This window comes from Rhodoferax lacus (assembly GCF_003415675.1).
GTDB classification, from domain to species: domain Bacteria; phylum Pseudomonadota; class Gammaproteobacteria; order Burkholderiales; family Burkholderiaceae_C; genus Allorhodoferax; species Allorhodoferax lacus.
Genome location: NZ_QFZK01000010.1, coordinates 62683 through 75440 on the forward strand (window position 1 = coordinate 62683; position 12758 = coordinate 75440).

General features: G+C 66.0%; 12 protein-coding genes. 9 read left to right on the forward strand and 3 right to left on the reverse strand.

The window, feature by feature from the left end; all coding sequences use genetic code 11:
• Positions 1-128: 128 nt before the first annotated feature.
• From DIC66_RS15085 to DIC66_RS15100, 4 genes are read left to right on the forward strand one after another with little or no spacing between them, the layout of a single operon-like run.
• Positions 129-557: an Hsp20/alpha crystallin family protein gene (locus DIC66_RS15085; RefSeq protein ID WP_117178661.1), complete on the forward strand. Its 429-nt coding sequence runs from the start codon at positions 129-131 to the stop codon at positions 555-557.
• Positions 558-567: 10 nt separating this feature from the next.
• Positions 568-1299, forward strand: coding sequence for an ABC transporter ATP-binding protein (locus tag DIC66_RS15090; protein WP_117178663.1), 732 nt, complete (start codon positions 568-570; stop codon positions 1297-1299).
• A gap of 23 nt (positions 1300-1322) precedes the next feature.
• Positions 1323-3695, forward strand: coding sequence for an ABC transporter permease (locus DIC66_RS15095; RefSeq protein WP_117178665.1), 2373 nt, complete (start codon positions 1323-1325; stop codon positions 3693-3695).
• Positions 3696-3698: 3 nt separating this feature from the next.
• Positions 3699-4925 carry an efflux RND transporter periplasmic adaptor subunit gene (locus tag DIC66_RS15100; protein WP_117178667.1) on the forward strand — a complete coding sequence of 409 codons (1227 nt, stop codon included), beginning with the start codon at positions 3699-3701 and terminating at the stop codon, positions 4923-4925.
• Here the strand turns inward: DIC66_RS15100 and DIC66_RS15105 are convergent.
• Positions 4891-6273 (reverse strand): class I SAM-dependent methyltransferase, encoded by a 1383-nt coding sequence (locus tag DIC66_RS15105; protein ID WP_233505946.1) that lies wholly within the window; start codon positions 6271-6273, stop codon positions 4891-4893. The two genes, DIC66_RS15100 and DIC66_RS15105, sit on opposite strands and share 35 nt — an antisense overlap.
• Positions 6274-6416: 143 nt before the next feature.
• On the opposite strand from DIC66_RS15105, the gene DIC66_RS15110 reads away from it, so the two are divergent.
• On the forward strand, positions 6417-6659 hold the full coding sequence (locus DIC66_RS15110; protein ID WP_117178669.1) for a BON domain-containing protein: 243 nt from the start codon (positions 6417-6419) through the stop codon (positions 6657-6659).
• On the opposite strand, the gene DIC66_RS15115 is transcribed toward DIC66_RS15110, so the two are convergent.
• Complete coding sequence (locus DIC66_RS15115) at positions 6636-7154, reverse strand: flavodoxin family protein (RefSeq protein ID WP_117178671.1); 519 nt, start codon at positions 7152-7154, stop codon at positions 6636-6638. The two genes, DIC66_RS15110 and DIC66_RS15115, sit on opposite strands and share 24 nt — an antisense overlap.
• Positions 7155-7312: 158 nt before the next feature.
• Between DIC66_RS15115 and DIC66_RS15120 the strand changes: the two genes are divergently transcribed.
• Both DIC66_RS15120 and DIC66_RS15125 read left to right on the forward strand, forming a co-directional pair.
• The gene (locus tag DIC66_RS15120; protein ID WP_117178673.1) at positions 7313-7963 is read left to right on the forward strand and encodes a BON domain-containing protein; all 651 of its coding nucleotides are present in this window, start codon (positions 7313-7315) and stop codon (positions 7961-7963) included.
• Positions 7944-8510 (forward strand): hypothetical protein, encoded by a 567-nt coding sequence (locus DIC66_RS15125; RefSeq protein ID WP_147321329.1) that lies wholly within the window; start codon positions 7944-7946, stop codon positions 8508-8510. The genes DIC66_RS15120 and DIC66_RS15125 overlap by 20 nt, the downstream gene beginning before the upstream one ends.
• Positions 8511-8548: 38 nt before the next feature.
• Here DIC66_RS15125 and DIC66_RS15130 read toward each other — a convergent pair whose 3' ends face one another.
• Positions 8549-10294, reverse strand: a complete 1746-nt coding sequence (locus tag DIC66_RS15130) for a PHA/PHB synthase family protein (protein WP_117178834.1) — start codon at positions 10292-10294, stop codon at positions 8549-8551.
• Positions 10295-10420: 126 nt separating this feature from the next.
• Between DIC66_RS15130 and phbB the strand changes: the two genes are divergently transcribed.
• On the forward strand, positions 10421-11152 hold the full coding sequence (gene phbB, locus DIC66_RS15135; RefSeq protein ID WP_117178683.1) for an acetoacetyl-CoA reductase: 732 nt from the start codon (positions 10421-10423) through the stop codon (positions 11150-11152).
• Positions 11145-12755 (forward strand): glycyl radical enzyme family protein, encoded by a 1611-nt coding sequence (locus DIC66_RS15140; protein WP_117178685.1) that lies wholly within the window; start codon positions 11145-11147, stop codon positions 12753-12755. Before phbB ends, DIC66_RS15140 begins: the two co-directional genes overlap by 8 nt.
• Positions 12756-12758: the final 3 nt, after the last annotated feature.

The following is a 12758-nucleotide window of genomic DNA, read 5'->3' on the forward strand; positions in this document are numbered from 1 at the left end:
GCAAAAAGTGTCTGTTTGCGAAGACCTTTTCCGCTTGCGAATTCGCAATGGCAGCGTTCCCTGGCGCACTAGATTCATGCAGCGCTTTGCATGGTGCAAAGCCAGTTCAACCCACCAGGAGTTTCATCATGAATGGTCTTCGTGTTTCCGATCCGCTGTTCGTCACACCGCTGGAGTCCGTGGTGCGCCGCTTCCTGTCGTCGTCGCTGTTTGATTCGGAGCTGGTCACCTTGCGCATGCCCGTGGACATCCTGGAGCGCGATGGCATGTATGCCGTCAAGGCCGACCTGCCGGGCCTCAAAAAAGACGATATCAATGTACGCATAGAAGGAAACCAGGTGCAGATTGAAGTGCGCGAAAGCCCGGACACAGCCGCCCCCACCAACGGTGACAAGGTGCTGCGCCAAGAGCGCAACCACGCCGCCATCAGCCGCACCTTCAGCATGGCCGATGACATTGACGACACCCAGGTGAAGGCCTCGTATGTCGATGGCGTGCTGCAGCTGGAGTTGCCCAAGAAGGCCTCGTCCGCTGCTCGCAAGATTGCCATCCAGTAGGGTTGCCGGCATGGCCGCGGCCACGGCAGAGCCTGCGCAGACGTCGGTGCTGTCGGCCCGTAACCTGTGCAAGACCTATGGCAGCGGTGCGTCTGCCGTGCACGCACTGCGCGCGGTCAACCTGGAGGTGCAGGGCGGTGAATTTGTGGTGCTGCTGGGGGCCTCGGGCAGCGGCAAGTCCACCCTGCTCAACATCCTGGGCGGGCTGGACACCGCCAGCAGCGGTGAACTGTGGTTTGGCCAGCAGCCGCTGGGCCAGGCCACGGACCAGGAGCTCACACAGTACCGGCGCGCACACGTGGGCTTTGTGTTCCAGTTCTACAACCTCATCCCCAGCCTTACCGTGTTCGAGAACGTAGAGCTGGTGACCGACATTGCCGATGCGCCCATGCCGGTGCAGGACGCCCTGGAGCGCGTGGCCCTGGGCGAGCGGCGTGACCACTACCCCTCGCAGTTGTCCGGTGGCGAGCAGCAGCGCGTGGCCATTGCCCGGGCGGTGGTCAAGCGCCCGCAACTGCTGCTGTGCGACGAGCCCACCGGCGCGCTGGACTACGCCACGGGCAAGCTGGTGCTCGAAGTCATTGCCGATGTGGGCGCCTCGCTGGGTACCACGGTGGTCGTGATCACCCACAACACAGCCATTGCCGGCATGGCCGACCGCGTCATACGCCTGGCCGATGGCGGCATTGCCAGCATCACGCGCAATGCACAGCGGCTCTCGCCCGCAGAGCTGTCCTGGTAGCAGCCAAAGCAGCGAAACGAACCATGAAAACCCTGGACCGCAAGGTCATGCGCGACATCCGCCGCCTGGGCAGCCAGGCCGTGACGATTGCGCTGGTGGTGGCAAGCTCCATAGGCGGCTTTGTGGCCTGCCTGTCGGCGGTGGATTCGCTGGCCCTGGCACGCGAGCGGTTTTACGAGCGTGCGCATTTTGCCGACCTGTTTGTGTCGCTCAAGCGGGCGCCCATCGCACTGGCAGCGCAGTTGCAGACACTGCCCGGCGTGGCCCATGTGCAGCCCACGGTGGAAACCGTTGCCCGTATCACTACCTCCGACAGCACAGACCCGGCGCTGGGCCAGCTCATAGGGCTGGACCTGGACGCCACGCAGACTGCGCGGCTCAACCAGGTCAGCCTGCGCTCGGGCCAGTGGCCCAGCCGGGGCGCGGCCGCAAATGGCGAACTGCAGGTGCTGGTGTCCGAAGGCTTTGCCCTGGCCCACCACATGCGGCCCGGCGCACGTGCCACCGCGCTCATCAACGGCCGGCAGCGGGTGCTGCGCATGACCGGCGTGGCCCTGTCGCCGGAATATGTTTTTGCCGGCCTGTGGGGCATGCCGGATGTGCGGGGCTTTGGTGTCTTCTGGCTGGACCAGCAGGCACTGGCCGCCGCCCTGGACATGACCGAGGCCTTCAACCATGTGGCCTTTGCACTGGCACCGGGCGCCTCGCTGGCCCACAGCATGGACGCCATAGACCGGCAGCTCGCACCCGTGGGCGGACAGCCCGCCATCAGCCGCAGGGACCAGATATCCAACGCCATGCTGGACAACGAGATCGTGCAGCAGCGCGTGCTGGGCACCCTGCTGCCCGCCATCTTTTTGCTGGTGGCCAGCTTCCTGATTCATGTGTTCACTGCACGGCTGATCGCCACCCAGCGCGAGCAGCTGGCGCTGCTCAAGGCCCTGGGCTTCAGCAACGCCGCCATTGCGCTGCACTACTTCAAACTGGTCTCGCCCATGGTGCTGACCGGCTATGGGTTGGGGCTGGCCTTGGGCGCCGTGCTGGGGCAGCTGATGCTGGGGCTGTATGCCGAGGTCTTCCACTTCCCGGTGTTTGGGTACCGGCTGGGCGCAGACCTGGTGCTGTGGGGCCTGCTGCTGGCGCTGCTGGCCGCGGTGCTGGGAACCCTGACACCGCTGGCCGCGCTGGTGCGTCTGTCGCCAGCCGAGGCCATGCGCCCGCAGGCGCCAGCGCGCTACCGGCCCGCATTGCTGGAGCGCCTGCCCTGGCTGCGCACCGGCCCCGCGCTGCGCATGATTCTGCGCAACATGGAGCGCAGGCCCTTGCGCACCACGCTGACCACGCTGGGTATGGCCTCTGCATTGGCCCTGGTGGTGGTGGGCAACTTCTTCCGCGATGCCATGGACACGATTGTCGATGCCAACTTTGTGCTGGCCCTGCGCGGCGACCTGGTGGTGTGGACCACGGAGGCAGTCAATGGCTCTGCGGCGCGCGGGCTGGAGCGCATTCCCGGGGTGCTGCAGGTGGAGGCGGGGCGCCAGGTACCCGTGCGCTTTGTGCACGGCCAGCGAACGCAAAGCGGCGCGCTGCAGGGTGTGCCAGCCGGTGCGCAGCTCAACCGCGTGATTGACCTGGACCTGCGCCGGGCACACATCCACCCCGAGGGCCTGACCCTGTCGGACCGGCTGGCAGACAAGCTGCAACTGCGCCCGGGCCAGGCTGTGACGGTGGAGGTACTGGAGGGACAGCGCCGCACCCAGGTGCTGGTGCTGCAGCGCACGGTGCGCGACATGATGGGCCTGAACGCCTACATGGACGCACAAGCCCTGCACCGCCTGCTGGGCGAAACCGATGTGGCCACGCAATTCACCCTGGCCGTGCAACGCGGCACCGAGGCGGCCGTGCTGCACGCCACACAGGCCATGCCCCGGGTGGCCGGGGCCTTCAGCAAGGCCACGATGCTGCGCAACATGCAGGACATTTCGGCGCGCAACATCCTCATCATGAGCGCCATCCTCACCGGCTTTGCCGCGGTGATTGCAGTGGGCGTGGTCTACAACAGCGCACGCATTGCGCTGGGCGAGCGCTACTGGGAACTGGCCAGCCTGCGCGTGTTGGGCTTCACCCGTGCCGAGGTGTCGGGCCTGCTGCTGGGTGAGCTGGCGCTGCTCCTGTTGCTGGCGCTGCCCCTGGGCATGGCGCTGGGCTGGGCACTCACGCATGTTCTGGTGCAGCAGATGCATTCGGACCAGTTCATGTTTCCGGTGGTGATACGCCCCAGGACCTATGCGCTGGCCGCGCTGTGCATTGTGGGCGCCGGTGTGGCCAGCGCACTGGTGGTGCGCCAGCGCATTGACCGGCTGGATCTGGTGGCCGCCCTGAAGGCGCGCGAGTAGGCCATGGCTCCACACCGGCACTGGCTTTGGGGTGGCGTGGCAGTGCTGGCTGCTCTGGCAGCACTGGCCTGGGCCTTCTGGCCGCGCCCTGTGGAAGTGGAGGTGGCGCCCATCACACGCGGCGTGTTTGAAAGCACGGTGGAGGAAGACTGCAAGACCCACCTGAGCGAGCGCTACACCCTGTCCACACCGGTTACGGCGGCGCTGGAGCGCACAAGCCTGCGCGAGGGCGACACGGTGCGGCGCGGCGACGTGGTGGCCCGCCTGCAGGCTGTGGATGCGGCCCTGCTGGACCCGCGCAGCCATGCCGAGGCGCTGGCGCGCCAGCGCTCTGCCAGTGTGGGCGTCAACCGCGCCCAGACCCAGCTGAACCAGGCCACCCTGGCGCTGGCCGATGCGTGGAGGGAACTGCAGCGCACACACCATCTGGCCGAGCAGGGTTTTGTAGCCGATGCCCGGCTGGACAGTGCGCGCCTGGCAGTGTCCGCCGCCCGCAACGCGCTGGATGTGGCCGGGGCCGACAAGGACATGGCCATACAGGAGCAGGCCCTGGCCAGTGCGGCCTTGCAAAGCCCGCGCCCTGCCAACGCCAAGCAGTGGGTGCTGATGCGTGCCCCGGTGGACGGCGTGGTGCTTAGGCTGGCACAGACCGACGCCGTCACGGTGACAGCCGGCACTGCCCTGTTGGAGCTGGGCGACCTGGCGCACATGGAGGTGCTGTGCGAACTGCTCACCAGCGATGCGGCACGCACGCCGCCGGGCAGCGTGGCGCACATCGACTACGGCAGCCCGCAGCGTGTGCAGGGCCTGCGCGCTGCCGTGCGCCTGGTAGAGCCGGCCGGGTTCACCAAGGTGTCGGCGCTGGGTGTGGAAGAGCAGCGCGTCCGGGTGCATCTGGATGTTGTTGCTGTCGACGCCAGCGCGGACCGTGCAGAGTCACCAGACGCCTGGCGCCGCCTGGGCGAGGGCTTTCGCGTGGGCGTTCGCATCAGCTTGCACCGTGTGGAACATGCGGTGCTGGTGCCTGTGGGCGCGCTGGTGCCCCAAGGCGACGCCATGGCGGTGTATGTGCTGGATGGCCGTCGGGTGCGCCTGCAACCCATTGCGGTGGGCGAGCGCAATGCCAACGTGGCCTGGGTGCAAGACGGCTTGCAGCCCGGCCAGTCGGTGGTGCTGTACCCGCCCACGCAGTTGGTCAGCGGACAGAAAGTGCAGGTACGCGCGCCGTAGCCAGGCCGTCGTGCGGGTACATATAGCGCCTGCTGGCCGGGAAGGTGCTGGTGCCGGCCGCACGGCGGCACGACAGGATCTGGTACACGCCCAACGTACCGGCCTCGAACTCCATGGCCGAGGCCGCCATGTACAGGCGCCAGATGCGGAAGGTGGCCTCGTTCACAAAGTCCAGCGCCTTGCCGTGGCTGGCGTCCAGCCGGTGCACCCAGTGCCGCAGGGTCAGGGCGTAGTGCGGGCGCAGGCCTTCCACATCCATGATCTCGAAGTTGGCGCGCTCCATGGCCCGCTGGATGTTGCTCACTGTGTCGAGCTGCCCGTCCGGAAACACATAGCGGTTGATGAACTGGGTGGAGAGCTGCGCGTCCCAGCCCTCCTCATCGTGGGTGATGCCGTGGTTCAAAAAATAGCCCTGGGGCTTGAGCAGGCGGTGCACGCTGCCAAAGTACTGCGGCAGGTTCTTCAGGCCCACATGCTCGAACATGCCCACGCTGGCAATCTTGTCAAAGCAGGCCTGGCCCGGCAGGTCGCGGTAGTCCTGCAGCGCCACCGTGACCTGGCGCTGCAGGCCGTTGGCGGCAATGCGCTGCTGGCACAGCTCGTACTGCCGCTGGCTCAGTGTGATGCCATGGGCCTGCACGCCGTAGTGCCGCGCCGCATGCAGCAGCAGCGCGCCCCAGCCGCAACCTATGTCCAGAAACTGCTCGCCGGGTTGCAGCTGCAGCTTGCGGCAGATGTGGTCCAGCTTGGCGCGCTGGGCCGCTTCCAGCGACATGTCCGGAGCTTCGAAATAGGCACACGAATACACCATGGTCGGGCCCAGCCACAGACGGTAAAACTCGTTGGACAGGTCGTAGTGGAAAGAGATGGCACGGCGGTTCTCGTCGCGCGTATGCGCCTGCACTGTGTCGCCCGCCAGCCGGGGCGCAGGTTCGGCTTCTGTGGTCCTAGTACCAGAGAGCTTGCTGCGCAGCAGGCACAGCAGGGCACGCAGGCGTTCGCCAAAGCTCAGGCGCAGTGCGGGCAACTGGTCCTTGAGCGCCAGGGCTGCAAACAGGTCGCCCTCGATGTCGATGCGGCCCTGGAAATAGGCATCGGCAAAGCGCAGCGGGTCACGCCCCAGCAGCAGCGACTGCACGGCATTCGGGTCACGCACCGAGAGGCCAAAGTCCGGCCCCACCGGCTCGTGCGCGCGGCGCCCGAAGCGCGAGCTGCTGTTGTCCGGAAAGCGCAGCACCAGCACGCCATCAAATGGCGCCAGCAACTTGTCCAGCATGGGGCTCCAGGGGGCGATCTGGCCTTGGCTTTTTTGGAGCATTTTTTCAGGCATCGGTTGCACATGGGACATATGCGTTCTCCTCAGGTCAAGGCAAATGAATGAACCCGTGTGAAAAGTAACGCGCAGCAGGCCCTGCAGATTTGTGAATTCGCAAGCTGCCCGCAGCACCGCAAATCTAGAGTGCCATCACGTGCAAATTCTGGAGCCCTGCCATGCGGACCGATGAAGAACTCAAAGCCGAAGTCATGGAACGACTGGATTCCATTCCCGCCATCAAGGCCTCCGACATTGATGTGTCAGTCGATGCTGGAATGGTCACCCTGGACGGCGAGGTGGACACCCACCAGACGCGCTTCCAGGTGGAACGGGCCGCGCGGCGTGTGTCCGGCATACGCGGCCTGCAGATCCGCATCAAGCCCACCTACGGCGGGTCAAAGCGCGGGATACGGTCTTAGGGGTGTCGGCGCAGCTGCGCCATTGGACGCGGTGAGTTGCGCCAGGAAGCGCAGCATGCGCTGCTCTTGCTGGCCGTCGGTCATCTCCTGGGTGGTGACTGCCAGTGAGGCAATCGGGGCCTTGTTGCACAGGGCCTCCAGGTCGGACAAGACCTTGGCCTGACCCGCACCGTCACAGGTGCAAAACAGCGCCAGCCTTCGAAATTGCCCTTGGTGCTGCAGGATGTAGGACCGCACCGGGCTGGAGATATTCCAGGCCCAGATGGGTGTGCCAATCACCACCAGATCGTAGTCGGCAGGGTTGTATCGGGTGGGGGCTATGGGCGCACCGTGGTGCATCAGAGCTTGCCAGAGTGAGCGCAGGTAGTGCCGGCCGCCCACGCCCTCGCTGGGGTCCTGTATGCGCTCCAGGTCTGCGCTACAGCCCAGGGCAATTTGCTGGGCCAGTGTCTGGGTATGTCCCGTCCTTGAAAAATAGGCCACCAGTGTTCGCATGGTTTTTCTCCTGTGAGGTCTGCAAAAAATGCAGGCGCGCGCTGCATGCTAGGCACGCCAGCCTTGTGGCGCTTGCGAATCCGCAAGCGCCGGTCTGGCGCATTTCCCTACAGTGGTTCAACTCTCTTTTGTTTGCCTCACCACGGAAGGAAACTGCCATGAAAACCGATGCCCAGATCAAGAGCGATGTTCTCGACGAACTGGAGTGGGACCCTGCGGTGAACGCCGCCGACATCGGCGTCATCGTGAAGGACCGTGTGGTGACGCTCACGGGCCATCTGAAATCCCTGCCCGAGAAATCGGCCGCTGAGCGTGCTGCGCAGCGTGTCTCCGGGGTCATGGCCATCGTGGTGGAAATGGATGTGCAACTGGGCCCCGATGCGGTGCGCGGCGATACCGATATTGCAGCGGCCGTCAACCACGTGCTGGCCTGGACCACGGCTGTGCCCAACGGTGCCATTCACGTCAAGGTGGAGAAGGGCTGGGTCAGCCTGGACGGTTCGGTGGACTGGGGCTACCAGCGCCAGGCCGCCGAGAAAGCGGTGCAGGCACTGGTGGGCGTGGTGGGCATCAGCAACCGCATCACCGTCAAGCCGCGCCTGTCGTCCACAGATATCCAGCGTGGCATTGAGCGCGCCCTGACCCGGCACGCCGAGCGCGAGGCCAAACACCTGCAGGTGCAGGTGGAGGGCTCGCGGGTTACGCTGCGCGGGCCGGTGGGCTCGTGGGCCGAGCGGCAGGCAGCGCAGGGCGCTGCGTGGTCCGCACCCGGGGTGACTGCCGTGAGCAATGAACTGTATTTGCGTTAGCCTGGCCAGCGCGCTGGTGCTTTTGGGCGGCTGCTCGCATTTGCTGCCCAGGGCAGAGCAGGAAGTCATCAATCCGTGGAAAGACTTTGCCGAGGCGCTGGCCAGCTACGACAAGATCGTCCCCTACGCCACCCATATCGAGGCCGTGCGCGAACTGGGTTTTGCACCCAACCATTCCGCCAACACCCAGGTGCTCAACCAGGCGCAGGTGGTGAATGCGGTGCTGCCCTCGCCACTGCAGGGGCGCATGAATCCGCCGCAGGGCATCGTGGACTGCATCAAGGCGCAAGAGGCCTGTACCGGTTACCTGATGGAGCCCAGCAAAATCACGCAAACGCGGGTGGGCAGTTTCTTTCTGGATTTTCTGAACTTCAAGCGCAACACGGTGACCTCGGGCTGGAGGTTCTCCGCGTTGGTGGTGGTGGTGGATGACGTAGTGGTCTACAAGCAGTGGAGTGGGGAGCCCAAGATCGAATCCACCGAGTTGCGCATCAACCCGCTGGGGCCGCTGCAAAGCATGGGCGAGACCTTGAAGGTGGCGCCCTGACGCTCTGTGTGCCGTCTGCGCGTCGTCTGTGTGCGGCCTCAGCGCACCAGCACATAGCTGCCCGGCGCGTCCATCAGGGAGTGGCCTATGGGCGGCGGTGCCACGCGTCGCCTGTCCGACAGACGGGTCAGCCAGCGCCGCCACACGGGCCACCACGAGCCCTCGTGCACCGGTGTTGCCTGCAGCCACTCGTCAGCGCTCAGGCAACTGTCGGTGGCCTGCTTGGCGCGCACGCGGTAGTGCCTGTGTGTGTGGCCGGGCTCGCTCACAATGCCGGCGTTGTGGCCGCCCGAGGTCAGCAGGAAGGTGAGCTCGGTGTCGGCCAGGTAATGGATTTTGTAGACCGAGCGCCAGGGGGCCACGTGGTCGCGCTCGGTGCCCACCACAAAGATGGGCGCGCGGATGTTTTGCAGGGCCACCGGGTGGCCCTCCACCAGATAGCGGCCGGCCGCCAGATCGTTGTTGAGGAACAGGCGGTGCAGGTATTCGCTGTGCATGCGCTGTGGCATGCGGGTGCTGTCGGCGTTCCAGGCGATCAGGTCGCGCATGGGCGTACGCTCACCCAGCATGTAGTCGTGCACCACGCGCGACCAGATCAGGTCATTGGAGCGCAGCATCTGGAAGGCCACGCTCATCTGCTCGGCCGTCAGGTAGCCGCGCAGCCACATCACGCTGTCGAGCATGTGCACCTGCGCATGGTCTATGAAGAGCTGCAGCTCGCCGGGTTCGGTGAAGTCGGTCTGCGCGGCCAGCAGCGTGAGTGACGCCAGGCGGGCGTCGCCTGCGCGCGCCATGGCCGCCGCTGCCATGGCCAGCAGCGTGCCACCCAGGCAGTAGCCCAGCGCGTGGATCTTGCGGTGGGGCACCAGGCCTTCGATGGTGTCGATGGCGGCCATCACCCCCAGGCGGCGGTAGTCCTCCAGACCCAGGTTGCGCTGTGCTGCGCTGACGTTGCGCCAGGAAATGCAGAACACCGTGTGCCCATGCGCCACCAGCCAGCGCACCAGCGAGTTGTGTGGCGACAGGTCCAGGATGTAGTACTTCATGATCCAGGCCGGCACCAGCAGCACCGGCTCGGCAAACACCGTGCGTGTGGCGGGGCTGTACTGGATCAGCTCCATCAGGGCGTTGCGCAGCACCACTTTGCCGGGCGTGCAGGCCATGTCACGCCCAACCACAAAGGCCTCGCTGCCCACAGGGGGCAAGCCTGCCAGCTTGTGCTGCAGGTCCTGCAACATGTGCACGCCACCACGCAGCAGGTTGGCACCGTGGTGCTTCAGGGTGTGCTGCAGCACCTCGGGGTTGGACCAGGGCTGGTTGGAGGGTGCCATGAAGTCCAGCCACTGGCGCGCCACAAAGGCCACCACAGCCTCGTGGTGCGGGTCGGTGCCGGGCACGTTGCGGGTGGCATGGCGCCACCAGTCGTCGGTGAGTTCAAACGCGCGGGCCCAGGTCCGAAAGGGCTCCTGCTGCCAGGCGGGGCTGCTGAAGCGCCGGTCCTGCCAGCTCTCCACGGCAGAAGGGGCAGGGGCAGGGGCAGGGGCAGAGGCTTGGGTCAGCAGGGCGGGCAGTGCCTGGGTCAGACGCATGGCCAGCTCCACGCGCTTGTCCGGGTCCCCCACCAGGTGGATGATCCAGTCCAGCCAGGACAGCAGCAGTGACTCTGGCGACAGCCCCAGGTTGGCCGAGGCCACCAGGGCCTCGCGCACATGGCCCAGCGTGCGCAGGGCCGCATAACGGTTGCCACGAACCGCCACATCGGCGGGACTGTCTGGCTGGTGCATGGTGGTGTTCAGGAAGCGATGGACACCAGTATTCGCTGCGCTGCGCCAGCCGGATTGCGCAAACGCAAGGCAGGCACGCATTGCGCCGCCTATCGTGCCCACTGGCTTTCATTCGGGGGTATCGGCATGAGCAAGTCCCATCGCGTTGCACTGGTCACGGGCGGTACCGTGGGCATTGGTGCTGCCATTGCCGAGGCGCTGCAGGCAGCAGGCTACCGCGTGGCCGTCAACTACGCGCGCAATGCCGGGACGGCCCAGGCCTTTGCGCAGCGCACCGGCATCCCCTGCTTTGCTTGGAATGTGGCCGATGCCGATGCCTGCAGCAGCGGCTTGGCGCAGGTGCAGGCGCAACTTGGGGCCGTGGAGGTGCTGGTCAACAATGCGGGCATCACGCGCGACGCCATGCTGCACAAGATGAAGCCCGAGCAGTGGCGCGAGGTGATCGATGTGGACCTGGGTGGCTGCTTCCACATGTGCCGCGCCGTGATCGAGGGCATGCGCGAGCGGCGCTTTGGCCGCATCATCAACATCAGCTCGGTCAACGCCGCCACGGGCCAGGCCGGGCAGACCAATTACGCTGCAGCCAAGGCCGGCATGATCGGCTTTACCAAGTCGCTGGCGCTCGAAGGTGCTTCGCGCAACATCACCGCCAATGCCATCGCGCCGGGCTATACCGATACCGCCATGGTGGCAGCGGTCAACCCCGAAGTGCTGGCGCACATCCTGCAGTCGGTGCCTGCCGGGCGGCTGGCCACGCCGGCCGAAATCGCGCGCGGTGTGGTGTTCCTGGCCGATGACGAGGCGGGCTTTGTGAACGGTATCACGCTGCACATCAACGGAGGCAAATACCTTGGCTGATTTTTTGCGCGATACCCGCCTGCAAGGCGGGCTCTCGGGGCAGGCAAAGGCTCAGGTGCCAGAGGCCTCCTTGGGCGCCTTGTGGGACCGGGTGGCCCTGGCCGTATCGGCAGCCGAGCCGCAGCAGCCCGACGTCTGGCGCCAGCGCTTTCGCGGCATCCTGGAGGGCCACCGCTTTCAGCCCGGCCGGCAGATCCTGCACGCCGCCGGGGTGCAGCCACACGCCTGCTTCTCCAGTTGCTTTGCCATTGCGCCCTTGGCCAATTCGCTCGAAGGTGTGTTTGATGCCCTGCACGACTCCATGGTGTGCCTGCATGCCGGTGCCGATGTGGGGGTGGATTTCTCCAACGTGCTGCCCAGCCATTGGGAGGGCTTTGCCCATGCCTCAGCGCACATGGGCCCCGGTCCGTTTGCCAACCTGTGGTCCGTGGCGCGGGGCATGCTGGGCCGGGGCAATGGCCATTCGGCCACGGTGGCCCTGAGCCTGCGCTGTGACCATCCGGACATCGAAAGCTTTGTCGAAGCCTTGCCCGCACGCAGTGCAGACTTGCAGGTGCAGGCTGTCGTGGTGGTGTTGGATGCCTTCATGCAGGCAGTGCAGGCCGGGGCCGATTGGCCACTGGTTTTTCCGCTGCACGGCAGGGCCCTGCCGCCGGGGGCGCAGGTGTGCGAGCGGGTCTGGCCGGGGCAGGCCGAGCCGCAGCCCTGCCTGGTGCACCGGCACATCAAGGCGCAGTCGCTCTGGGTGCGCTTGCTGCAGGCCCAGCGCACCTTTGCCTCGCCGCGCCTGCTGTTTGTGGACACCATGCAGCGCTGCAACAACCTCTGGTATGCCGAGCACATCTATGCCGCCAACCCAGGTGGCAGTGTGGCGCTGTCTGTGGATGCGGGCTGCACCACCGGCAGCATCAACCTGACGCGCTTTGTGCATGACAGCTCCGCAGAGCACCCGCAGATGGATTGGGACCAGCTCCGCGCGGTGAGCGCCATTGCCGTGCGTTTTCTGGACGATGCGCACACCCTCAGCAGCTTCCCGCACAGGCGCCTGGAGCGCAACGCGCACAGCACCCGGCGCATTGGCTTGGGTATCACCGGCCTGGACAGCCTGTTTGCCATGCTGGGCCTGGCCTATGGCTCACCCTCCAGCCTGGAGCTCACGGAGCAGATCCTGCGCACCGTGCGCGATGCGGCATGGCAGATGTCGGCAGAGCTGGCCCAGGAGAAGGGCGCCTTCCCCGCCTTTGATGCCACGCGGCACGCCGCGGGTGCCGTGGTGCTGGATTTGCCGCATGCCCTGCAGGATGCCATCGCCCTGCACGGTGTGCGCAACAGCCAGCTGCTGGCAGTGGGTGTGGATGGGCGCGTGGACCCTTTGGCCGACCCCGTTTCGCATGGCATTGAACCATCGGCCGGTGCGGCCTCGGCGGCCTTGAGCGCAGAGCAGCAACTGGAGCTGGCAGCCAGGGTGCAGGCCTGCGTGGACAACGGGGTGGCAGTCAACATCCATGTGCCCAGCGCCACACCGGCTATCGCGTTTGATGCCATCCTGCAGCGGGCCTGGGCCTTGCGGCTGAAGAACTGTCTGGTGCAGCGTGCGCATTAAGTG